Raw genomic sequence first — 23230 nt, 5'->3', positions numbered from 1 at the left:
GCGAGATATCGCATGAAGAGCTTGCTGAATTTTGACTTCGCTTCCGTACCATCGCTCGCAGCAGGCTTGCGCAGCGGGTTGACTGCATACGCGACTAACTTCCCCAAGGTTGGGCCGCCGGCGACTCTGTGGTTGCGGTTGGGGGATGGCCGGATTCTTAGGATAGGAGTGGAAATGCACGATCTCGCAGATTGGGAAGAGGTCGGCACGCTCACGTTTGAAATAGTCAGCCCAGCGGATGCGCCAGAAATGGTGCCTTTGCCGGAGCCTTGGTTGCACGTGCAAGATGTTCAAAAGCTTGTTTTCGTGTCAGAGGAATGTGACGCCGAATCGGGCTTTTCTTTAAGTACGATGGGCGGGGAAACGTTGACTGTGTTACCTGCGGCGGACGTTTATACGCTGGCGATCCAAGCGTCGTTCTATTCGCAGCCATTCAATCCGGAAAATGACTTACTTGTATACCTTCGCAAAGAACTGTAGATACAAACAGCGGAGACGGCGAGGTCAAGAAGCCAATCCCTGAAGCCCCTTGCCCCAACAATCCAGACAACACTGATTTTGATCGCATCAATGGCGGAAAGGACGCTAAGCAGAATCCGGAGGATGGCTCTGTTTGGGAGAGTGATAAGTCACTGCGTCACGTGCTGACGCATCTCGCCGATCATCCCGTTAACCGGGTTGATGATTTCTTGCCTGGGAACTGCAACCTGCCAGCAGCCCTTTGAGATCACGCCGCTTGCCAGCGGTGTGACGCCATCATCTGTTGATTTACCGAAAACTGACCCACTTTGCCGCATAATTTGCATCGAAAATTGACCCACGTTTAGCACACAATCCTACTTATCTGAATGAGTAGGGGATCGGAGTGATCGACGTGGCATTACTAGGAATCATCAGGCGCTGGCACCTTCGCGACCAGGTCCCTTTGAGGGAAATCGCAAAGCGCCTCGGCATCTCGCGCAACACCGTCCGGCGCTACCTGCGCTCGGAAACGACCGAGCCCGCCTATGCGGAGCGCCAATCGGCCAGCGCAATCGACCCATACGCCTTCCAGCTCTCAGGCTGGCTCAAGACCGAGGCGGCCAAATCACGCAAGCAGCGGCGCAGCCTAAAACAGCTTCACGAGGATCTATCGGAGTTGGGGGGCAAAGGGTCTTACGACCGCGTGGCGGCCTTCGCCAGGCAATGGAGGGAGGGTCAAACGGAGTGGGTCAATTCGGCGCGCAAACGAACAGGCACGATCTTTACTGTTCCAATCGGTGTGATCGCTGGTGTTATTGAAGTAACTCTCATGTTCATTGAGAGAAAGCCCGTCGATACTCTGTAATCTGTAGCTCAAGCCTTGGTGTCAGTAGCCAATGCGGTCTGCAAATCTATTACGGCGGATGAATTGCCGGGCAGTGTCCACATCCGTTGTCTTGTGATGGCATTTTTGATGGTCCTTATGTCCCCGCTATCCACGAAAGTGCTTACAAATCAACTGACTAGAGGGTGATTTGATAATCGAGTGGGAGCGAGATGCTATAATGAAATGTTTTTGTCGGTAATTGACTGATGCCACAGCCCTGTTTTAACAGGGCTTTTTTTCGCAAACATGAAGAGAACTCCTAAGAAATTTCTTGCGGAAAACCATATTCAGTTGACATATTGAAATTTTTTCAGCATAATTTTGCATAATTAATAATTTAGCTTCTGGTCAATATTTTGTTGGAAGTAGCGATTGTCGCTGCTTGTACTTTTCGGCTTGGTCGTCGTCACTCTTCTGTAGCTCCTGTGCTATTCCCAATATTCAACGGTTCTCCCCCGGCAGACATTCATGATTCCGACGCTATTTCTCTTCTGTCGCTTTCATGTGCTTCGCCTGATTCGCCCCCATCCATTTGTTACGACGGTATGTGCGGCGTCACTTCTGCTGCTGATGGTATCGCTGGCGCTACTCACGCAGGAGACTCAGGCGACAAAACTGGCCAATGAGCAGCTGGAGGAGCTACGCCACGCGGCCTCCCGTCCCGTCATCGCGGTGCAACCTGCTGGGCCGCAACTGGCGGCGCCTGCGCTGCCATGGTTCCGGAGTTCAGACCTGGTTGCACAGTTCAGCCGTGTGGCCGAGGAGAGCAAGCTGCCGCTCGACGAAATCGGCTACCTGCTGGAAGAGGGCGCAACCCGTCCCTATTTGCGCTACCGGATCACGATGACAGTGGCTGCCAGCTATCCTGCCATACGCCAGTTTGTCGCCAATGTGACGTCGACCATGGGACATGTGGACCTGGACAGCATCAGTTGCACGCGCGCCGATATCGTTGTCGCGCCGCTGACGTGTGAGCTGGCATTCTCCGCTTTTTTCCGGGCCGAAGCGTATGGATAAGGCGGCCCGTATTCGTTGGGCGATCCTGCTGAGTACATTGGCGGCGACGGTGGCGGCGGTGTTCTATCCCGGCGCGAATGACGCCGGCGTCGAGGTTTCTGCCGCCGCGCCGCGTCTGCCTCCGGCCGCGAAGGCGTTGGTGAGCGTCGCCGCCGATGCTGTCGCGATTGATGCCGAGGAGAGCAGTGATGTCGATCCTTTCGCGCCGCGCGGCTGGCAGGCGCCTCCACCGCCAGCAGCTCCACCACCAGCTGCCCCATTGGTTGTGGCAGCGGTGGACCTGACGCCGCCGGGACCGCCGGCCTTGCCGTTTCGCTTTGTCGGCAGCATGAACGACAACCTCGAGCAGGTCGTATACCTGGCGCGAGGCGACCAGGCGCTCGTCGCCCGCACCGGCGAGGTGCTTGACACGGAGTACAAGGTAGTGGCGATCAATGCTCAGCAAATCGAGTTCGAATACATCCCGACCGGCGCCAGGCAGGCACTGGTTTTCCCTGCACGCGACAACTAATCCATGACCCGATTCCCCCAACATTCCTCCTTCCGATTTGCCGCAGGCTTGGTGTGCGCGGCACTGCTTGCCGGCTGTGCCGCCGAGCGCCATCACCGTGATGGCTTGGCGGCGATGGAAGCCCGTGATTATCCGAAGGCAGTCGCTGAGCTGGTACAAGCGGCGGAATTGAAACCCAAGGATGTCGAGTACCGCAACGACTGGTTGAGGGGACGTGAGACCGCGACCAGCAAGCTGCTGGCGACGGCCGCAGCAGCGGCAAACGAGGGCAGGAGCGCCGAAGCCGAGCAGGCTTATCGGGCGATATTGCGGTTCGACCACGACAACGCGCGGGCGCTGGCTGGGATAGAGTCGCTGGCCAACAGCGCGCGCGCAGCCGACGACGCGGCACAAGCGCGTGCCGCTTTCAAGCAGGGTGATGTGGCGACGGCGTCCGAGCTGGCGACACGGGCTTTAAAAAGTGTACCTGGCCTGGCGGAGGCGCAGGCGGTCCGGCGCGATATCGACGCCGCGCAAGCGCAAGCGATACTGGCGACGCCCACCCTCGGTAGCGCCTACAAAAAGCCGATCAACCTGGAATTTCGTGACGCCAGCATCAAGATGGTGTTCGACGCCCTGTCGCGCACAACCGGGATCAACTTCATCTTCGACCGCGATGTCAAAAGCGACCAGCGCACCACCGTGTTTCTCAAGCAAACTACGCTGGATGATGCCATCGACGTCATCCTGTCGACAGGCCAGCTCGACAAGAAAATTCTCAATGCCAGCAGCGTGCTGATCTACCCGAATACGCCAGCCAAGACCCGCGAATACCAGGACTTGATGGTGAAGGCTTTTTACCTTTCCAACGTGGAGGCCAAGCAGGCGGCCAACATGCTCAAGACCGTGTTGAAGCTGAAGGACATCTACGTCGACGACAAATACAATCTGCTGGTGTTGCGTGAGAATCCCGAGTCGATCGCGCTGGCCGAGAAGCTGATCGCTCTGCAAGACCTGGAGGAGCCGGAGGTGATGCTTGATGTGGAGGTGCTGGAGATAAACCGCTCCCGCCTGCTGAACCTGGGCATTCAATGGACCAACCAGTTCACGGTAACGCCGCTGGCGGTCACCACGACTGGCGGCGGTTCTTCCGGCAGCGGCGGTACCGGCACCGTCGGCACGTCGTCGATGAAGTTGAGTGACCTGAAGTCGCTCAACTCGTCGGTGATCGGCATTACGCCGCCGAGCGCGACCATCAGCGTGCAGAAGTCCGATGGCGATGCCAATCTGCTGGCCAATCCGCGCATCCGCGTTCGCGACCGCGAGAAGGCCAAGATCTTGATCGGCGACAAGGTGCCGGTCGTGACTACCACCAGCAGCGGCACGTTCGTGACCGAGAATATTCAATACTTGGACGTAGGCCTGAAGCTTGAGGTCGAGCCGGACATTCACTTGCGCGACGAGATCGGGCTGAAGCTGGCGCTGGAGGTGAGCTCCCTGGTGTCATCGGTCAAGACCAACAACGGATCGCAGGCCTATCAGATCGGCACGCGCAACGTGAACACCGCGCTGCGTTTGAAGGATGGTGAGACCCAAATACTGGCGGGCCTGATCAACGACGAGGACCGCTCGTCGGCCAACCGTATTCCGTTGCTGGGCGACCTGCCGGTGCTGGGCCGGTTGTTCGGCAGTCAGAACGACAACCGTCAGAAGACCGAGATTGTGCTGTCGATCACGCCCCACCTGATACGCAACATCCAGCGGAAGGGCGCTGCTGCCGAATCGTTCTGGTCCGGCACGGAGGCCAGCCTTCGCAACCGGCCTTTGCAGTTGCGTGGTTTTGATACGACTGCGGATCATGGCGGCCCCGGTGCACAACGCACAGCGGCGCCGGGCGCCGGCCCTGCTGGCACCAATGGCGGCGGTGCGCCGGCAATGGCGCCGCCGACTTCGTCGAACGCCCCCAAGCTGGCCTGGTCTGGGCCCCCCGGCGCGCGTGTCGGTGAGACCGTGATGTTGATGCTGAACCTGGACAGTCCGGAACTGCTGCGCGCGGCCTCGCTGCAGTTGGCGTTCGATCCTGCGGAGCTGGAGATTCTGGCGGTGGACGAGGGCGATTATTTCTCCAAGGGCGGCGCCAGCACGTTCAGCAAGGCCATCGATGCGGCCAGCGGGCGCGTATCGATAGGCGCGGGCGTGAGCAGCGGCGCCGGAGCGAAAGGCAGCGGCCGGGTGCTGGCGGTGACAGTGAAGGCGCGTGCGCCGGGCAATGGCAATGGCGTAAGCGTCATCGCCATGACACCGATCGGCGGCGAGCACTCGGTTGGCCGCCCAGGCTTGCCGCTGACCCATTCGTTGACGGTGACGCGATGACGCGGACGTTCAGCGGGGGCAGGGCGTCCCAGGGGTTCAGCCTGATCGAACTGCTGGCCGCAGCCGCCATCCTGGGCCTGCTGGCGACGGTCGCCGTGCCGTTTGTTGAGACGTCGATCAAGCGGCAAAAAGAGCAGGGCTTGCGGATCGCTCTGCGCGATATTCGCCAAGGGATCGACGCTTACAAGAAGGCCGTGGTGGACGGGCAAATCAAGTTAGCCGACATCGATGCCAGCGGCTATCCCGCCACGCTGACCGATCTGGTGGCCGGCGCGCCGAACGAGAAAAATGGCGGCAAGCCGTTGTATTTCCTGCGCCGTATTCCCCGCGATCCATTCTATGCGGATGCTTCCGCAGCCGCCATCGACACCTGGGGGCTGCGCAGCTTTGCATCGTCGGACAAGAATCCCGCCAAGGGTAAGGACGTGTTCGACGTATATTCGACATCGGATGCGACCGGACTGAACGGCGTGCCTTACCGGGAATGGTGATGAAGCGACGAGGCAAAGGATTCACCATGATCGAATTGCTGGTGACGCTGGCGATTATCGGCATGCTGGTGTCTCTGGCGGCGCCGCGCTACTTCGGCAATATCGACCGGGCAAGGGAAGACGTGTTGCGCGAGGACCTGTACATCATGCGCAGCGCGATCGACCATTTTTACAGCGACCGCAATGTCTATCCGGCGAAACTGGATGACCTGGTGACGGAGAAGTACCTGCGCAGTTTGCCGGTCGATCCTTATACGCAAAGTGCTCACAGTTGGTTCCCTGTCCCGCCTACCGACGCTTCCCTGGGCGGCGTGGCCGATGTGAGGAGTGGTGCGCCGGGCAATGGGCGCGACGGCACGCCGTTGGGCGGGTGGTGACACGTGCAACGACAACAAGGTTTTAGCTATGTGGTGGTGATGTTCCTGGTCGCCGTCCTGTCGATTGTTTCGGTTCGGGCGCTGGAGAGCACGCTGACGGCGGAACGCCGCGACAAGGAGGCGCAGCTGTTGTTTGTCGGGCAGGCTTACGCCGCCGCCATCGCCGCGTATTACAACGGTTCGCAGGGGACGGAGAAGCGTTGGCCCAAAAAGCCGGATGATTTGCTGCTGGATGATCGCTCCAACAGGATATCGAGGCCGCTGCGCAAGTTGTATCGCGATCCGATCACAGGTTCCAAGGTATGGGGGTATGTCTACGACGACGGCAATCTGATCGGCGTGTATTCACTGTCGACCCAGAAGCCGCTCAAACGCGACCAGTTTCCGCCACAGCAGGCCAGCTTCAGGAATGCGGCCAGCTACCAAAATTGGAAGTTCGTCTATGTTCCTCAATAAACGCGCGGGCTTCACCATGCTGGAGCTTTTGGTGGTGATCGCCATCATCAGCCTGCTGGCGGCGTTCGTGGGGCCGAAGTATTTCGCCCAGCTTGAGCGTTCGAAGGCGCAGATCACCCGCGCACAGATCGATGCGCTGGACAAGGGCCTGATCCAGTACCGTATAGACACCGGCCATTATCCGGCACCGGAACAGGGGCTGGTGGCCCTGTTCGCGCCACCGCCCAACGAGGCGCTGTGGCGCGGACCGTATCTGAAAAAGCTGCTGCCGGCCGATGGCTGGGGGCGCGCCTATGTGTACAAGCTGCCTGGCAGCGAGGGGCGCGATTTCGAGGTGATCTCCTACGGTAGTGACGGCGTACCCGGCGGCGAGGGCGATGCCGCCGACATCGCCAACTGGCATTAGACAAGGACCGGGATGCAGTTTCGCGCAAAAGTATTGAATCAGAAGATGGCGGTCGACCACATCGACGTCGACGCGTCCAGCGAGGAGGAGGCGCGCCGTTTCGTGGCGTCATCAGGAGCAAGGGTGCTGGACCTGCGGCCGGTGCGAACCGGGCTGAAAAGCTCTTCGCGGCAGAAGAAATTCAATCTCGGTGTGTTCAATCAGCAGCTGCATTCGCTGCTGGATGCCGGCCAGACCGTGGTGGAGGCGATCGAGGTGCTGGGGCAGAACGACCGGCGCGGCCGCCATCGCGCGATCTACGACACGCTGTTGCAGGGACTTAAACAGGGCAACCAATTGTCGGATGCGATGGCAACGTTGCCGTCGGTGTTTTCGCCGCTGTACATCGCGATGGTACGCGCCAGCGAAACCACCGGCACGGTGCGGGCGGCGATTCGCCGCTTCATGCTGTATCAACGCCAGGTCGACAATATCCGCAGCAAGATCGCGGCGGCCGCGACCTATCCAGCCATCTTGCTGAGCGTCGGCTTTCTGGTGATCAGCTTCCTGCTGCTGTACGTGCTGCCGCGGTTCAGCGCGGTCTATGACGACGCCGGCCCAAGTCGCCATGGTGAGGCGGGCTTTGTGCAACTGTGGGGTGGCTTCGTGCGCAACAACACGGTGCTGGCCTGGTCGAGCGTGATCGTCACCGCCGCCGCCGTGTTGACGGTGGCGTTGCACCCGGCCTTGCGCGCCATGGCTTATCGAAAATTGCTGACCTTGCCGTGGATCGGTGAGCGGGTCCTGGTGCTGCAACTGGCGCGCCTGTATCGGACATTGGGCATGCTGCTGCGCAGCGGCGTCAGCGTGTTGTCCGCCATGCGCATGACGCAGGCCTCGATGCCGGTCACCATGCATGCCGACCTGACGGCGGCGATTCTGGCGGTAAGCGAAGGACAAGCCATGTCAAAGGTAATGAGCGAGTACAACCTCAGTACCGAAGTCGCGCAGCGGTTGTTGCTGGCGGGGGAGTCGTCGGGCAACCTGGACGAGATGATGGAGCGCATCGCCGATTTCTACGACGAGGAGACGGCGATCTGGATCGATACCGCCGGCCGCCTGATCGAACCGATTCTGATGCTGGCCATTGGTGCGGTAGTGGGCGCCATCGTGCTGATGCTGTACAGCCCGATTTTTGACCTGGCCAATATTGTTTGATGCCTTCTTTTAGCCTTTATCTATGCTGACACTTACTCTGCTTGGCGATATTACGCGCGCGGCGACCCCGCCCCATTCTTGGCTGACCATGCTGTCCGAACGGCTGGCGCTGTCGCGTGAAGCTGCGCTGTCCGCCGCCGCCGACTTGTTGGCCATGCCTGCGCTGGATGTCGGGGCAATCACTGCGTTGACGCCAGCCTTTGAAAGAGCCAGCTATGGCGATATGGTGGCACGCCACCTGCTGGTCGGCGTTGATGAACAGGGGCGCATGATCGCGGTGCAGGGGATGCCGCTGGACGCCGACGCCGGCGTTTGGCTGGCGCAGTTCCCGTTGCGGGAAATCTACGTGGGCGACGCGTTGGCGATCCAGGCCAAACTGGAGTCGCATGAAGGAATGTTCAGCGCCGTGGCGGATGCCGTGGGCGTGGAGGACGTGATTGAGCTGGCGCGCGACGACAGCGCGGACCTGACGCTGACTTCGATACAGGGCGAGGCCAGTCCAGCGGTACGCCTGATCAATTCGACGGTGTTCGACGCGCTGCGCTCCGACGCCAGCGACATTCACATGGAATCGCTGCCGCAGGGGTTGGTGATCAAGTTCCGTATCGATGGCGTGTTGAACAAGATCGCCTCGGTGAATAATCCTGCGCTGGCCGAGCAGGCGATCGCCCGCATCAAGGTGTTGGCGGAGCTGGACATCGGCGAAAAACGGATACCGCAGGATGGCCGCTTCCGTGTATCCGCCAAGGGGCGCGATATCGATATCCGGGTATCCATCATGCCCAGTATTCACGGCGAGGACGCGGTGCTGCGCGTGCTCGACAAGAAGGCGTTGACGGACAGCGTGCAGCGCTTGACGCTGGACTCGCTGGGATTCGACCGCCAGACCATTCATCTGTTGCGCCGGCTGGCGGCCGAACCGTACGGCATGATGCTGGTGACCGGTCCCACGGGCAGCGGCAAGACCACCACGCTGTACGCCGCGCTGACTGAAATTAATCACGGCGAGGACAAGTTCATCACCATTGAGGATCCGGTGGAGTACCAACTGCCGGGAGTGCTGCAAATTCCCGTCAACGAGAAGAAGGGCTTGACCTTCGCGGTCGGCCTGCGCTCCATCCTGCGCCATGACCCGGACAAGATCCTGGTCGGCGAGATCCGCGACCCCGAGACGGCGCAGATCGCCGTGCAATCGGCGCTGACGGGGCACATGGTGTTTACGTCCGTGCACGCCAACAATACCTTCGACGTCATCGGGCGCTTCATGCATATGGGCGTCGATCCGTATAACTTCGTCTCCTCGCTGACAGGCGTTGTGGCGCAGCGGCTGCTTCGGCAAAACTGCCCGCATTGCAACGCGCCGGCCGAGGTCGGCGCCGAATTGCTGAGCGAATCCGGCATCAAGGACCCCGAGACCTATCGCTTCCATGCCGGCAAGGGCTGCGCGCAGTGCCGCAATACCGGGTACAAGGGACGACGGGCTGTGGCCGAGGTGCTGCGGCTGACCGATGAGATCCGCGAAATGATTATCGCGCGGGCCTCCATTCGCGCCTTGAAGGAGCAGGCGCGGAAGGAGGGAACGCGCTTTCTGCGTGACGTTGCCCTGGACCTGGTGCGTGCCGGCCATACGACTTTGCAGGAGGTGAACCGTGTCACGTTTGTTGCCTGAGTCGATCAGGATAGGTTTGTTCCCAGGCGGGTGCTGGATGAAGCGCGGGCGCGGCGCACCCATCGTCGCGCCGCAAGCGGACGGCGCCTGCGATGCCGATGCTTTGTTGGCGGCGTTGGCCGCCCTGCTGGCGGGCGTGCCCAAGTCTGGCGTTGGCAAGATGCGGCTGCATGTGGTGGTATCGGACACCCTGGCCGCTATCGCCGTGCTGCCATGGCAGGCGGCGCTGGCTGGAGAAGAGGAACTGATGGCGTATGGACAAGCCTGTTTTGAGCGCGACGGCCGTCTGATCGACGACGGTTGGGTGATGCGGGTTGGATTCCGTCGCTTTAACGCGGCGGGGATGGCGTACGCTCTGCCTCGGCGCTGGATGGAGAAATTGCAGGTCGTGTGCCGCGACGCTGGCGCGCGGTTGGTAACGGTACTGCCCGTGTCGGCCGCCGCCTACTGGCGGCATCGGCCCACGCGGCCCGCCGGAAGCGGCTTGGTGTTACTGGAGGAGGCATCCCGGCTGACCGCGCTGGTCTATGCGGGCGGGAGCCTGATTGCGCGCGACGTTCAATCGGTGACAGGCGACACAGCTGTTGCCGGGCTGCGTTTGCTGAAGCGGGTGAGCGCTGGTCATGGTGCCGCTGAGGCGGTTCAATGTTGGCCCGCCGTCTCGCCCGAGTCTGCGGCAGGATGGGTGCACGACTGCTTGCCCGATGCGCGGATAACGCCAATGCTTGCGGATGTCTGGAGCTAAACGATGGAAATGATGTCCCAATATTTGAAGCCGCGACCCCGTGCGGTAGTGCCTGTGCTTGCCACGGCGGTCCTCGTGGCTTGCGTAGGCATTTGGGCGGCGCTAGTCGCTCTGAAGGAACGCGAGGCGAGGGCGTTGATCTCATCGCGTACTGTTGTGCTGCGCGCGGCGCAGGTTCGCCCGCCGGTAGTGCCGCCAACGAAGGCAGAAACTGAAGCGCAGAAACAGTGGGCGACATTGAAGTCCGAGCGCGATTTTGTGTGGGGGCCATTGTTTGGCGCGATCGAAAAGGCCAGCAGCGCGGATATCGAGTTACTTGAGTTCCAGCCCGACAAGGCCAACCGCCGGGTGATGCTACGCGGGGAAGCGCGGGACCAAGCGGCCTTGGTGGCGTTCGTCGATGCGCTGGCGGAGCAGCCGGTGCTCAAACGCGTGCACCTGACCCATCAAAAAGTCCGCCGTCGCGACCGCTTGCAGACTGTAGTCTTCGAGATCAAAGCGGGCTTGAAGTAGCCTGCACCGCCGTGTGAATGGCCAGTTGATAAATATTCCATGCTGGTGATTATTTGTGAGATTTTCCCTTTTGGCAATCTGTCATACTGTCAATGTTTCCAAATGGAATTTTTCCAATTGTCCGCTATATAGCGGTCCATATGGTTTAAATAGATATCGAATTCGTTAGGGTAATCATGTTGCCATACTTATCACACCATTCCTCTCCAGTGCTGTCACCGCCATTGTTTGCGCAGTGGCGGCAATAGCCTGTTCGGCGACCGACCTATTTCCTGATGTGCCTTGATGGCGGACGCAGTCCGCAGGGGTCCTTTTTTGCTTTAAGTCTGGCGGGTGGTACTGCACCCAAGGCCGGACAAAGACGACGAGTTCTTACCATGTTCAATTTCGGCCAGCTTTCCCGGGCATCCCAATTCCTCGAACTATGCTTGTCACTATTGCGGCAAGGCAGGGTGCTGGCCGGCCTGATTGGAAGCATCTTGCTGGTTGCCGCTCATAGCAACGCATGTGCCGCGAATGACGCGGCGTTCAGTTCGCAGACTGTGTCGACCAGTATGACAGTCGGCGAAGCGTATCCGATTACCATCTCGATGAAGAATACGGGCACCTCATGGACTTCGACCGGCGGCTATTCCTTGACGCTGCAGAACCCGGGTGGATGGAGTGTTGCGTCAATTCCCGTGACCTCCACCACGGCACTGAACGCGACGCGGCCATTTAGCGCGACCATCACGCCGCCATCGACACCCGGAACCTACACGTTCCAGTGGTGCATGACGCAAGGCGGTGTGTCGTTCGGCGCTTGTTCTACTGCGCTGTCCATCCAAGTTGCGGCGCGCGCGCCGAATGCGACATTTACTTCGCAGTCGATGACTTCAACTCTGACCACCGCTACGCGCTTGATTTCGGTGTCGATGAAAAATACCGGTAATACGACGTGGAAGGCCGGTCAGATTGTGATGGGTACGCAAAATCAGACGTGGGGCATCAATCGTTTGAAGCTCAGCGCGAACGTTGCACCGAATGCCTTGGGGCTTTTTAGCGGCACTATCACCGCGCCGCCGCCTGGCTACTACGACATGCAATGGCAAGTCCTTGAGGAAGGCGGCGCATATTTTGGCGACACGACGACTAAGTTGACCGTTGCGGTGGCAGGCGGCCCGCCGACCGTGGAAGTCGCCAGTCCGACCGATGGTCAGACCTTTATCAGTAACAACCGCGTAATTGAAATACCGTTTCACGTTACCGGTACGCCGACCGGTGTGGCGACGATCCTCAGAACGGAGGTATTGATAAAAGACAGCGAAGGTGTTCTGGTACCTTGGGTCAGCGCCCCTGGGCCGGTGCTGGACACGTTGCATAGGACGGGCTCGGCCTCCCTTACTATGTACGCTCGGACCGTTGATTCATTCAATAAGTCCAGCGCCTTGGTGACCATACGCGTTAAAGGTCTGGATGATGACTCAACGCAGGTATCCAATTCTGTGCCAGCGACGATGGTGCCAGGGGTACAGTACAACGTGGCTGTCGTGTTCAGGAATGCTGGGGAGACCACGTGGGATCCGCAGACCGTCTCCCTGGTTTCCGCCAACGCGGCGCACACCAGCGCTTGGGGGGACTTCAGCGTACCGCTGACCTCTACCGTTGCGCCGGGAGGGACTGCCGTCTTCAACATGACACTGACGGCGCCTCCCAAGGAGGGAGCATTTTCTTTCGCCATGCGGCTACAAGAGAGTACCCGCAGCCCATTCGGCACTGTCGCAATGAGGAGCGTGACGGTAGCGCGTATTCCGCCGACAGTCACCATGACCGCGCCCGTTACCAGTACTCTTGATATACCGGCCGACACCACGACTAAAGTACTGGTGCAAGGTAGTGCGGTAGCCGGGCTGAACGCCACCATCAGTAAGCTGGAGGTGCTTGACGGCGCCGCAGTGATCGCCACGGCCAACGGCGGTGCGATCGATCAGATGTTGGAGCTGCCGATGGGGACGCACTCGCTGCGCCTGCGCGCCACCGACAACTGGAACGAAACGGGGCTGAGCGCGATCGCCACAGTGACCGTAAAGAGCAACGACGCGGCTTATGTCTCGCAGTCCGTGCCAGCAACCATGCAGGTGGGCAAAGCATACACCACCACGGTCACGATGAGGAACTCGGGCAACAAGCCCTGGACCGCGGCGGGCGGCTACGCGCTCGGCTCACGGAATCCCGAAAACAATACGTTGTGGCGTGACGGGCGGGTTCCCCTGACCACGACCGTTGGTGCAAGCGGCCAGCTGAGTTTTTCCGTTCCGGTCACGGCGCCGACAGTGCCCGGCACCTATAATTTTCAATGGCAGATGCTGCAGGAGGGCGTCGAATGGTTCGGTCCGGAGACACCCAATGTGCAGGTGGTCGTCAAGCCGCTGGCGCCGACCGTGCCTGGGCTGGGCCAGCCGCTGTCCACCCAGAAATTCGTCGCGGTGGGCGCGAAGGCCGACGTGCGTCTGCAGGGCAGCGCGACGGCGGGCGAGGGCTCCGTCATCAGCAAGCTCGAAGTGCTCGATGGCGTCACCGTGATCGCGACCGCTGATGGCGGCAGCATCGACACGGTGGTGCAGTTGGCTGCGGGATCCCACACGCTGAAACTGCGCGCTACCGACAACTTCGCGCAAGTGGTGACCGGTACTGCTACCACGGCGATCACGGTGCTGACCAATGGCGCCAGCGCGGTGTCGCGCACGGCGGCGGCGTCCATGGTCGGAGGCACCACATATCAGGTAACGGTGGTCATGCGCAACGCCGGTACCTCGACCTGGACGGCCGAGGACGGCTATGCCTTGGCGCCGTCCCCCGACAACGGCACTTGGGTGCGGGAAAACATACCGGTGACAGCCGCGGTCGCGCCGGGAGCCAACGCCACCTTCACGTTTGACGTGCAGGCCCCGGCTGATCCGGCCACTTATCCGTTCCAATGGCAGATGGTACGCAATGGTACGGAATTGTTCGGCACCAAATCGACGATTCAGAATATCGTCGTGACGGGCGTGGCGCCGACTGTCAACCTGAACGGGCCGGCCAACGGCAGCACATATACGGCGATCAGCGGTTACGCCCAGGTGGCGGTTGCCGGCGCCGCGTCGCCGACCGGTAGTGCCGTCATCAGCAAGTTCGAGGTGCTCGACGGAACCAAGGTGGCTTATACCGGCAGCGGTAGCCTGCTCAACGCGACCGTGCCTCTGACACCTGGAAGCCATGTGTTGCAACTGCGCGCAACTGATAGCCGCAACGCGATCACGCTGAGTCAGACGTCGACGGTGACGGTGTTGCACAACGACGCTGCCTTTGTCAACCAGTCGGTGCCCGCCACGATGTACGCGGGCGATCATTACACGGTGACGCTGACGGTGAAGAATACCGGCGACACGACCTGGCAGCCGTTCTCCACGCAGAGCCGGCTTGGCATGGTGCTGATCGAGCAACCCAACGGCAATACCGTATGGAGCAAAACCGGCCGAGTGCAGTTGACCAACGCCGTGGCGCCGGGAGCGACTTATACATTTAGCGTTGATGTCGTCGCGCCGGCAGCCACCAAGCAGTATCAGTTCCAGTGGCGCATGAGCGACGAGTCGAAGGAATTCTTCGGCACGGCGTCGACGCTGACCACCGTCACCGTGAGCGCTCCTCCTGTACCAGTGGTCTCGCTGTCGGCAAGTCCCGTCAACCAGCGCGTGGCGCCGGGACAGAGTGCGATAGTGACGCTGACCGGTTTTGGTACCGTGCAGAGCGGGGTGTTGAGCAAGCTGGAAGTCTTCGCTGACAATGGTGCCGGCTATGGCGCGACTGCGCTCAAGACGGTGAACGGCAGTGACGCGCGACTGGACATGAACGATGGCATCACGCTGGCCAACGGCAGCTATCGCCTGAAACTGCGCGCCACCGATGGCGGCGGACATTTCGCCGATTCCGATCCTGTGACGGTGAACGTTACCGACAGCCCGCTGCTGGGGCAGTTGATCGGCGTGCGCTCCAATGGCGCGCAGTTGCAGTTGGTAGGCTGGGTTTGCCGCGACAGTTCGACCGAAGCACTGAACTATCAGGTGTATGTTAAGGCGCCATCTGCGTTGGGTGGCGTGCCGGTAGCCAGCGGCGCGGCCAATCTTACGGGCGAGGCCGGTGACGCCGGCGTGCAGCAACAATGCCACACGCCGGGAGTATCGCATCACTTTGCGGTCGACATCGCTGGCCTGCAGGCCCAGTACCCTGGCATCCCGCTGTACGTGACGGCCCGCAGCGCGCAAGGCGAAACGCTGGTGCTGCCTTGCGAAGACCATGGCTGTCGCATCCCCGAAGGCTTGCGTATCGGCTTGACGTCTCCTAACGTCAACAATCTGGACCGTTTCCGTTCTCCGCAGCCTGTCTTCGTGCGCGCGGTGGTCACTGGCTATACTGGCACGCTGGACGAGGTGGCGTTCAATATCAATGGCGAATGGCTGGCCGGCACGTCTGAGGGCGCGGGAGCTTATTCCGTCAGCAAGGCCGGTCTGCAGTCGGGCGCGGCGCCGTATGCAGCCTATGCCAAAGTACGGCAGGGCGAAACCACGCTGATCACCGACTCGCACATGTTCTTTGTCGATCCTGGCATCGTACCAGGGAATGTCACGCCCAAGGATGGCACCACGGTGGGCTTCAGTCAGGCAACAGTCCTGAGCCTGGTTCTGGATACCCCAGCACAGGCAGGGCAGACGGTCAAGTTCTTCATCAATCCGAAGGAGGTGCAGGTTGCGCCCAAGGCGCTGCGTCGCCAGACCAAGATGGCTGCGCCTGCGGATGCAGGCGGCAGCGTGGTGGGGAATGCAGTTTTTGATGGAGCCAAATGGGCCTATGCCTGGAAACCGGCGCAAGAGGGTGGCTATACCGTGGTCGCCAAATTGCTGGACGGCGCGGGAGCGGTGCTGATGGAAACCGCCAGCGTCACGTTGACCGTGAGCGCCAGTGCGGATACCGATCCGGCCGGCGGTTCGGGTGCAGTGTTAACGCCGGTGACTGTCACACCGCCGAATTTGGACAGTGGCCCGGCCGGCACGCTCGTGGGCACTGTGGACGTGCATGGCGGCGCGGCGACGTACAGCATCGCGCTCTCCCTGCCTCCCGGCACGGCAGGCATGACACCGACCTTGAGCCTCAATTATGACAGCGGCAACACCACCGGATCGGCGGGGCTGGGCTGGTCCGTTGGCGGCCTGTCCAATATCGATCTCTGCGGTAAGACCGTGGCGACCGAGGGTATCTCGGATGCCGTCCGTTTCGTGGGCGAGGTGTACACCAGTCCCGGCGTGCACAGCTCCAAACATGTGGATCGCCTCTGCCTGGACGGGCAGAAGCTGGTGCTGGTCAATGGGGATGTTGCCAGCGACGACGCCTACTGGGCGGCCGGCGCCGAGTATCGCACGGAACTGGAGAGTTTTACTCGCATCATCGCGGTCGGTGAGCTGGCCAATCGCTCGTTCACGGTGGAGACCCGGGACGGACGCGTTGCATATTATGGCAATACGGCCGACAGCAATCTGAAGGGGCTTGGTCGCTCCGACAGCCTGGCCCACCGCTGGCGCATCAGCAGCAGTGCCGACCGCAGCGGCAATTACATCAGTTATGCCTATGTAAACGATGGCGCGACGGGAGAAAGCAGGCCGTCCACGATACGCTGGGGCGGCAATAGCGCCATGCCGCAGGCGCACTACGCCCAGGCCAGTTTCAGCTACGAGGACCGGCCCGATAAACGCACTGCGTATGTAGCCGGTGGTCATACGGATGAACGCAAGCGGCTGCTCAGTATCACAACGTCCACTGACACCGACGCCCTGGGCGCGGGCGGCATCGTCGCCAATGTCTACAAGCTGACCTACGCTGCGAGTGCTTCCAGCGGGCGCAGCCTGCTGGCGTCGGTGCAGGTATGCGACGGCGGAAACCAATGTCTTCCCGCCACGAGGTTCGGATGGGGCGGCATCGACCCGTCCGCGCAGAAAAAATTTATCGACCTGGGCCCGGTGCGCACCGGCCCCGACCTGGGTGCGCTGTGGGCGTTGGTGCCACCGAGCGAAGGCAGCAACTTCAGGTCGCCGTCGGTCGCCGACGCCATTATCACGGGCGACTTCAATGGCGACGGCAAAGCCGATATTCTGGAACGGTACGGCGCCGCCGGCATTCCGCAGAAGATGTACACCTCCGATGCGGATGGCAACGGCTGGACGGCCAGTACGCCGTTTTCCAATATCGGCAATGTCGCGGTGATGGAAGTGGGCGACTTCGATGGCGACGGCAAGCTCGATATCCTGATCGCCGATCTCGTGCCCGGTACACCGGTGCCGGCCAACTGGCGCATCTGCTGGGGCAGGCTGCGCACGGCGCAGCAGGAAAACTGCGATGCCAAGGTGACCTTCCCCGATGGAGCGTTCAATAAGCTGGTGGCGCCGGTGGTGGCGCGCGTGGTGCGCGACTTCAACGCCGATGGGCGCGACGATATCTTCCTGACGGCAGGCGACGACCTGCCCGAGTCGCCAGGCGCGAATAAGAAATATACCTGCTTGTCGAACGGCGCCGGTTTCGATTGCACCGATGTAACCCTTACCGTGTATGAGGTACAGTTGGGCGATCCGGCTCTCGGCCGTGCCAACGCGGGTAATGCTGACACCGACGTCGATGGCGACGGCCGGGTTGACCAGATCACGTTGCCCCGCTGTATACGCCGTCGGATTCCCGATGCGCCTACCACCTTATACGAATGGTTCTGTGGCAACTCGCATGGCGAAGGCTGGGGGAGTATCTCCGTGTCGAACCAGCGCGCGCCGAATGGCACGACCGGTCTCAGCGGAGAACTGTACGTGCTGCCGGACCAGAAAACATCGGTGCTGTCGCCGGCGAATTCTGGCATGCTGACGGGCGATCTGAACGCTGATGGTTATACCGATCTGGTGTTCGGCACCAATAAAATGGGCATCAATGAGCATGACGTCAAAGGCCATGATGCGATTGTTTGCTATTCGCGCGGCGACGGCAACGGCGATTGCCGGGCGCTGCCGGTGTCGGAACTGACTGCCAGCAACGGCGTCAATCTCGACCATTTGGTGCTGACGTTGGGGGACTTCGATGGCGACGGCATGGTCGACGTGCTGCGGCCGGCGGTGGACACCTGGGGCACGGACGACTTCTCCACTTACCAGTTGTGCCATATCGGCGCGAATGCCAGCTACCACAAATGCGAGGCCTGGCAGGGACCGGTGTTCCACGGACTGCGCGGCTCCTACGTCATGATGGGGACGCCGTACCAGTCGGCGATGCGGTCCATGTTCATGGGCGATTTCAACGGCGACGGTAAGGTCGATATTGTCTCCTACCTCGGTGGCAGCAATTGGGCGATCGCTGGCGCGGCCGATCAGGCCAAGGCCGGTGAGGCCATCGACAAGCTGATAGCCGTGACCAACGGTGTGGGCAATGTCGAGACCGTTGAGTATGCGGCGGTCAACGACGGCCAGGTGTATCAGCAGGACGCGCTGCTGCCATCGGGTGCTTTGGCGCCCGTGGTTGGCAAGCGCAGCTATCCGAATCGCCAACTGGTCAAAGCGCTGCATAAGGACATCGGCCAGGGACATGTGCTCGATACCCGCTATAGCTATGCCGGCTACGCGGTTGATCCCCAAGGCCGCGGCGGACTGGGTTTTGCGCGCGAAGACATCGTCGACGTGCAAAGCGGCATGGTGCGGACCAGATGGCCGTATCAGGTGTATCCGCATATTGGCGCCATGCAGTATAGCCAGCTGCATTCGGCGGCGGGTGTGCTACTTAGCGATTCGACCGAGACGCGCCAGAGCGCGACGGTCGGTCACGACAATCAGCGCAGCACGGTGTATTCGTATGTGGAGACTAGCGTCATCACTAAAAAGGACCTGGACGGCAGCGCGCTGCAGACGGTCACGGTCACCAACGGTGCGCCTGACAGCTGGGGTAACATCCTCAACAGTACCAGTGTCACCGCCGGTGCCGATCCGACACAGACGTTGACGGTCGGCCGCGCGACGGCCTTCAGCAATAACCCGGCCAGCTGGCTGATCGGCCTGCAAACCAGTGCGACGGAGACGCATACGATCGGCAGCAACAGCATCGTGCGCAGCGTGGATTACACCTACGACGGCAATGGTCTGATGTCGACGGCGACGCGGGAAAAGGATCATCAGGAACTGAAGTTGCTCACCACCTACGACCGCAGCGGCAATAAGTTCGGCCTGGTCAATTGGCTGAAGGAAGAATGGTACGACCCCGTCGCGGCGAAGACGGTGACACGCACGGTGCAGGCGACCGGCTACTCCGGCAACGGGCGCTTCGTGTCCACGACGGCGAATGCGTTGGGGCAGCAGACCCAAACGGAGTACGACCCGCGCAACGGTGGACAGACCAAGCTGACGACGGCCAATGGCGAAATCAACTCGGCCAGCTACGACGGCTTCGGCCGCAAGCTGCAAGAGATCGCCCCCGATGGCACGGAAACCTGGACCTATCTCAAGCAGTGCGATACCGGCTGTCCGCAAGGCGCCGCGACGGTGGCGATCCGCGACGTCAAACGCGGCAAAGATCGGATAGCGGTGCCGGTGTTTGTGTTCGCCGACACCGCTGGCCATGCGTTGCGCCAGGTCACCTGGGGCTACGACGGCACGCAGATCGTCACCGATACCGCGTATGACAGCCGGGGCCGGGTCAGTGCAAATTATTGGCCGCGCTATGTCGGTTCGAGTGGCGAAGTGTTGGCAGATACCGGCGTGGTGTCGGCAGCGGCGATCCTGTCGTCGAGCAGAACCTACGACGACCTGGACCGTGTTCTGACGGTCCAGACCAATGACGAGGCCAACCATCCGCAAATGTCGACGACGACCTATCAGGGGCTGCAGACGACCTATCAGAATCCCAAGCTTCAGAAGAAGGTCGATACGCGCGACGTGCGTGGCTTGCTGGTCAGCAGTGTCGATGCGTTGCTGGGAACAACAAAGTTCGAATATGACGCCTATAACAACCTGACCAAGACCACCGATCCCAAGAAGAATGTGGTGAAGGTCGGCTACGATGGCCTGGGCCGCCGCACGACGCTGACCGACCCCGACCTGGGGCTGATCGAGTATTTCGTCGATCCGCACGGCCTGGTCTATAAGCAGATCAGTCCGAATCAGCGGGCGGCGAAGACCGTCACAACGATGCGCTACGATGCGCTCAACCGCATGGTGGGCCGGGCTGAGCCTTCGCTCATCAGCGGTTGGACTTATGACCACGCGACGGATGCGAGCCAGTGCGCCAGCACCATGAGCTGCGGCAAGCTGGTCGAGTCGTTCACGATGGCGGGCGACACCAAGGACTTCCGGCAAACCCATTCGTATGACGCCAAGGGGCGACTGGCCGTGACGAGCACCTATGTCGAGACCGGCAACCCGTACACGCGCAGCATCGCTTATGACGACTGGGGCCGTTTGCTGAAGGAGAGCTACCAGCGCGGTTCGGACGGCGTCAAATCGTACGCCTATCGCTACAACAGCTATGGCACGCTCAGCAGCATCGAGCGCGGGACGCTGGCGCTGTGGAAGCTGAGTTCGGCGGACGCGAGCGGCCGGGTCACGCTGGCGATGCTTGGCAATGGCTTGACGCAGGAGCGCCACTTCTTTGCCAACACGGGGCGCCTGTCCAATGGCTGGCTGAGAAAAGGGACGGCTCCGGTGGTGCAGGAAGGCTATCAGTACGATGTGCTGGGCAATGTGTCGCACCGCGACCTGTATTGGAGCGGGGCGGGCTTCGCGGAGGACTTCACGTACGATGATCTGAACCGTCTGTACACGTCGAAGATCGGCAATGCGACGCAGACCGTCAACTACGATGTGATCGGCAATATCCGCAACAAGACCGGCGTGGGGACGGGGGACTATGTGTACGACGGCACGGGCAACGCCGGTGTACACGCGGTGTCGGCCATCCCGGGCGTCGGGGCGTTCGGCTATGACCTCAACGGCAACCTGACCAGCGGCGCCGGGCGCAGCGCCACGTGGACCAGCTTCGATATGCCGGACACCATCAGCCGCGGCGCCGGGGAAGATCTGGACAGCAGCCATTTCACGTACGGCGCCGATCGCCAGCGCGGCACGCAGACCCGGAAGCACGGCTCGACGAGCAGCCTGACCTATTATGGTGTCGGCATGGAAGTGGAGTTGGGCAACGCGGGCGCCGTCGTCCGCACGTACTGGCCGATGGGGCTGGGCGTGGAGATCGACAAGTTGGGTACGGTGGAGCTGGACTGGACGCAGCGCGACTGGTTGGGCAGCGTGATCGCGATCACTGACCAGAACGGCGCGGCGAAAGAGTCGCTGGCATATGACAGCTGGGGCAAGCGCATGTCGCTGACGGGCGCGGCAGCCGACACCAAACTGGCGGGGGCGACCGACAACAAGGGCTATACCGGCCACGAGATGCTCGATCAGCTGGAGCTGGTGCATATGAACGGGCGGGTGTACGACCCGTTCATCGCGCGCTTCATGAGCGCCGATCCCTACATCCAGGATCCGGGCCATAGCCAGAGCTATAACCGCTATACTTATGTGTGGAATAACCCGACGAATATGACGGATCCGACTGGATTTGAGGCCAACGGCTCGGATCCTAATACGGCGCAGGAGCCTGTCTGCGACAAGCGATGCCGGCAATTAAAAGAGGATGAGAACAAGAGAAACTCGAACTTTTGCGCACATTGTTGGGGTGTCGGATCCTCGGATAATAAGCAATCGTCAAAGGCGGTTGATAAGTCGAACCAGCCCATTGTTTCGGCAATCAGCGAAATTGCAGGCGTAGTTAAAAATCTTCTTTGGGTTAAAGACTACTCAAGGGCAAATGATCAACATCTACTCTCTAGCTGTGAAGGAGGTGCGTTAGGTGCGTGTGAAGAATTGACTCATCGACGTGAGTTGCGCGGTGAAGTCAAATTCAGCATGGCCGGACAACTTTCTAATCTGGCAGAGAATTCGGCAAATGCGGTACCAGTTGAGGCGATAGCGGCTCGCGTATTTAAAGAGGGGGTCGGCTACGCGTTTCGCCCTTCAGAGAACACATACTATCATTACACCGATAAGGCCGGTGCTGAGGCGATCCAAGAGGCCGGCATGATATTGCCAAATGCTCGACGCCAGGTGTTTTTAACTAGAGAGCAGCTGACTCCAGAGCAAGCTAATTCCGTGTTGTTCTTGGGGCGGGGGGGAGATAAAGGTACCTATGTGATAGAGGTTCGTGTAAGAGACGGGGCTGTCATTGTTCCAGGTAAGAATGGCAATGAATATATTCACAATGGACCCATCCGAAATGGCAGGCAGGCGGATTTGGAGGTAAAACAAAATGGATTCTAAGAGTTTTGTAGTTCTTGATTATTATGAGCTTATCGCTCTGCAAAGGGTTTTTAGAGAAGCAAAATTTTGCCTTAAGGCTAGTGACGAAGATATTAGCGCGAGTCCTATTGTGGCGAAGTTGTTTGAAAGAGCGCTTGATGTATTAATTGACGTTGAAGTCGGTCGAAAAGGACCAGCTGCAGCTGAGGATTGGAGTAAGTGGAAAAAAATAGACCCTTCCCGTGAAGAATGGATGGTAGCTCACGAACGTGCGACTAAAGAGCGTGATTGGCAATTGTGGAGTTATTCAGATAAGCTTGAATACGTTAGAGTTTTATTTTCTCCATTCGAAATTTCCGAGCAACTTGCCGAGGAATTTATTATTTCTATCGGATTGTGATACGAGGATCTTTTTCCTTTGACTACCAAAGTGGGATAGTTTAATTCGGCAAACAGTGGCGGTTTCCTTGGATGGCTGAAAAGTGTATATGCCAGCGGTGGGGGTAACGCTTCAGAATTTCAGCAAGGCGGTGCGTACGAAGTCAATCAAATGGGTGATCCGGTTAATCCGAATCACCCAGGGGTTGGTGCGACACAGGTTGCCACTGGAGCTGTATTGGTTGGTGGGGTTTGAATCGCCACGAGTTCACTAGACGCTCGCGAGCCGCTCAAAATACTGCTTTTCGTAGTTGACCGAGGACAGCTTGTTGTTGAAGCCATGTCGGCGCTTCGGATTGTAGAACATCTCGATGTAGTCGAAGATC

At 60.1% G+C, this 23230-nt stretch carries 16 protein-coding genes and 1 pseudogene; 15 read left to right on the top strand and 2 right to left on the bottom strand.

What is annotated here, in order from left to right:
- Positions 1-12: 12 nt before the first annotated feature.
- The gene (locus HUX88_RS03210; RefSeq protein WP_176360826.1) at positions 13-480 is read left to right on the top strand and encodes a hypothetical protein; all 468 of its coding nucleotides are present in this window, start codon (positions 13-15) and stop codon (positions 478-480) included.
- Positions 481-629: 149 nt separating this feature from the next.
- Here the strand turns inward: HUX88_RS03210 and HUX88_RS03205 are convergent, their stop codons facing one another.
- Entirely contained in the window at positions 630-821 is a 192-nt protein-coding gene (locus HUX88_RS03205) for a hypothetical protein (RefSeq protein WP_176360825.1), read from the bottom strand.
- 44 nt (positions 822-865) lie between these two features.
- Here HUX88_RS03205 and HUX88_RS03200 point away from each other — a divergent pair.
- From HUX88_RS03200 to HUX88_RS03135, 14 genes and pseudogenes are all read left to right on the top strand, one after another.
- Positions 866-1258, top strand: a pseudogene (locus tag HUX88_RS03200) (helix-turn-helix domain-containing protein); the annotation flags it as partial.
- A 558-nt stretch (positions 1259-1816) separates the two neighbouring features.
- Positions 1817-2365: a hypothetical protein gene (locus HUX88_RS03195; protein WP_176360824.1), complete on the top strand. Its 549-nt coding sequence runs from the start codon at positions 1817-1819 to the stop codon at positions 2363-2365.
- Positions 2358-2876, top strand: coding sequence for a hypothetical protein (locus tag HUX88_RS03190; RefSeq protein WP_176360823.1), 519 nt, complete (start codon positions 2358-2360; stop codon positions 2874-2876). Before HUX88_RS03195 ends, HUX88_RS03190 begins: the two co-directional genes overlap by 8 nt.
- 3 nt (positions 2877-2879) lie before the next feature.
- Positions 2880-5228, top strand: a complete 2349-nt coding sequence (locus tag HUX88_RS03185) for a secretin N-terminal domain-containing protein (RefSeq protein ID WP_176360822.1) — start codon at positions 2880-2882, stop codon at positions 5226-5228.
- Positions 5225-5719 carry a prepilin-type N-terminal cleavage/methylation domain-containing protein gene (locus HUX88_RS03180; protein WP_176360821.1) on the top strand — a complete coding sequence of 165 codons (495 nt, stop codon included), beginning with the start codon at positions 5225-5227 and terminating at the stop codon, positions 5717-5719. Before HUX88_RS03185 ends, HUX88_RS03180 begins: the two co-directional genes overlap by 4 nt.
- Positions 5713-6096 carry a prepilin-type N-terminal cleavage/methylation domain-containing protein gene (locus HUX88_RS03175; protein WP_176360820.1) on the top strand — a complete coding sequence of 128 codons (384 nt, stop codon included), beginning with the start codon at positions 5713-5715 and terminating at the stop codon, positions 6094-6096. The genes HUX88_RS03180 and HUX88_RS03175 overlap by 7 nt, the downstream gene beginning before the upstream one ends.
- A 3-nt stretch (positions 6097-6099) precedes the next feature.
- Positions 6100-6552, top strand: coding sequence for a type II secretion system protein (locus HUX88_RS03170; RefSeq protein ID WP_176360819.1), 453 nt, complete (start codon positions 6100-6102; stop codon positions 6550-6552).
- The gene (gene gspG / locus HUX88_RS03165) at positions 6539-6958 is read left to right on the top strand and encodes a type II secretion system major pseudopilin GspG (protein WP_176360818.1); all 420 of its coding nucleotides are present in this window, start codon (positions 6539-6541) and stop codon (positions 6956-6958) included. The genes HUX88_RS03170 and gspG overlap by 14 nt, the downstream gene beginning before the upstream one ends.
- Before the next feature lie 12 nt (positions 6959-6970).
- The gene (locus HUX88_RS03160) at positions 6971-8155 is read left to right on the top strand and encodes a type II secretion system F family protein (protein ID WP_176360817.1); all 1185 of its coding nucleotides are present in this window, start codon (positions 6971-6973) and stop codon (positions 8153-8155) included.
- A gap of 22 nt (positions 8156-8177) precedes the next feature.
- Positions 8178-9824, top strand: a complete 1647-nt coding sequence (locus HUX88_RS03155) for a GspE/PulE family protein (protein ID WP_176360816.1) — start codon at positions 8178-8180, stop codon at positions 9822-9824.
- Positions 9805-10569, top strand: coding sequence for a hypothetical protein (locus tag HUX88_RS03150; protein ID WP_176360815.1), 765 nt, complete (start codon positions 9805-9807; stop codon positions 10567-10569). Before HUX88_RS03155 ends, HUX88_RS03150 begins: the two co-directional genes overlap by 20 nt.
- Before the next feature lie 3 nt (positions 10570-10572).
- Positions 10573-11082, top strand: a complete 510-nt coding sequence (locus tag HUX88_RS03145; RefSeq protein WP_176360814.1) for a PilN domain-containing protein — start codon at positions 10573-10575, stop codon at positions 11080-11082.
- 377 nt (positions 11083-11459) lie between these two features.
- Positions 11460-22487, top strand: a complete 11028-nt coding sequence (locus tag HUX88_RS03140; protein WP_176360813.1) for an NBR1-Ig-like domain-containing protein — start codon at positions 11460-11462, stop codon at positions 22485-22487.
- Positions 22477-22866: a hypothetical protein gene (locus tag HUX88_RS03135; protein WP_176360812.1), complete on the top strand. Its 390-nt coding sequence runs from the start codon at positions 22477-22479 to the stop codon at positions 22864-22866. The genes HUX88_RS03140 and HUX88_RS03135 overlap by 11 nt, the downstream gene beginning before the upstream one ends.
- A 249-nt stretch (positions 22867-23115) precedes the next feature.
- On the opposite strand, the gene HUX88_RS03130 is transcribed toward HUX88_RS03135, so the two are convergent.
- A partial coding sequence (locus HUX88_RS03130) for an IS3 family transposase (protein WP_176360811.1) occupies positions 23116-23230 on the bottom strand: 115 nt, incomplete at its 5' end.

The sequence above is a fragment of the Duganella sp. BJB1802 genome (assembly GCF_013369445.1).
Classification (GTDB): domain Bacteria; phylum Pseudomonadota; class Gammaproteobacteria; order Burkholderiales; family Burkholderiaceae_D; genus Rugamonas; species Rugamonas vulcania_A.
This window is presented reverse-complemented; position numbering and strand designations above follow the sequence as displayed.